The following is a 1,238-nucleotide window of genomic DNA, read 5'->3' as shown; positions in this document are numbered from 1 at the left end:
GGGTTGGCGCGGCGCTGCGGCGAACCAGTTTCCTGTGCTTGTGGTCGATGAAGCCGAGCGGATGGGCATGGAAGCGCACCGCCCATTGGCCGTTCTCAGTCTCTTCGATGGCAATCGGCTCGCCTGCCAGCGTGGCCGAGACGTAGATCTCTGCGCCCTGCCATTTGACGGCGCCGTTCTGGCGCACGCTGCGCACCGCCGCCTCGGCCGGATAGTCCGGCTCGGGGATCGTCTTAGGCATGGGACGGGTCGAGGGAAGGTAATGCTGCGCCGGGGTGCCCATGCCAAGCGCCTCGTGCGGGCGCTCCTCATTGTAGCTGCGCCGGAAGGCCTCGAAAGCCTGAGCTTGAGCCGCCCTGTCGGCCTCCGGTGCCTTGGCCATCGGCAGCATGGTCAGGTGGAAGCGCTCATGGCGCCCGTTCTGCTGCGGCTTGCCCGGCTGGATGCGCTCAAGAGCGATGCCAAGCTTGATGAAGCGCGCCGCAAGCGGCGTCAGACCCGTGACGCCAGGCGATGCGAAGGGTGGGCCATTGTCGCTTCTGAACCGATCCGGCAGCCCATGCTCTTCAAACAGGCGCTCAAACACCGGCCAGGCCTCGGCGTCCGCCGTCGAACCCGTCGCTTCGAGCGCCAGAAGATAGCGGCACGCCCCATCCATCACCGTCAGCGGCTCGCAGCGCCACCCGTCGCCAGTCCGGAACCAGCCCTTGTGATCGCCCGTCCACAGCGCGTTCGGCCCCTCGGGCTCCGGCCATGGACCGTTGCCGGCCGCCTTCCAGCGCCTGCGCTTACGCCCCACAAGTCCATGCCGCTTCAGGATCTCACCGGCCGTCGAGACCGCAGGCCAACCGCAGCAGGGCTCCGCACGCTTCAGCCGGGCCATGATCTTCTTGGGCCCCCACAGCGGATGCGCTTCCTTCTCCGCCACGATCCGCTCCACCAGCTCCGCTGCCGTTGCCCGGCCGTGCTCGAGCGGCGCCCGCGGCAGATCATGCAGGCCTTCCGGCCCGAACTCCCGGTAGCGTCCAAGCCATTTGTACCCGGTCTTGCGCGAGATCTCGAAGGCAGTACACAGCTGCGTCATCGTCTCCTCGCCAGAAAGGCATTCCACAACAAACCGAAGCCGCTCATCCATGATGCCAGTCTCTCGCCAAACCATCGCCGGTCCTCCCGGCGGACAAGAAAACTGTCACCCATCTAATCAGTCCATTCTGTTACCTATCTATCCGGTTCGGACA

1 protein-coding gene is annotated in these 1,238 nt (G+C 65.9%); it reads right to left on the bottom strand.

Annotation, left to right across the window (positions count from 1 at the left end):
• Positions 1 to 1,159, bottom strand: a 1,159-nt coding sequence (locus EOB59_RS34840) for an integrase core domain-containing protein (RefSeq protein WP_164895865.1), incomplete at its 3' end; no start/stop codon positions are given.
• Positions 1,160 to 1,238: the final 79 nt, after the last annotated feature.

Source organism: Mesorhizobium sp. M7A.F.Ca.MR.176.00.0.0, from assembly GCF_004023165.1.
In the GTDB taxonomy this organism is placed as follows: Bacteria; Pseudomonadota; Alphaproteobacteria; order Rhizobiales; family Rhizobiaceae; genus Mesorhizobium.
This window is presented reverse-complemented; position numbering and strand designations above follow the sequence as displayed.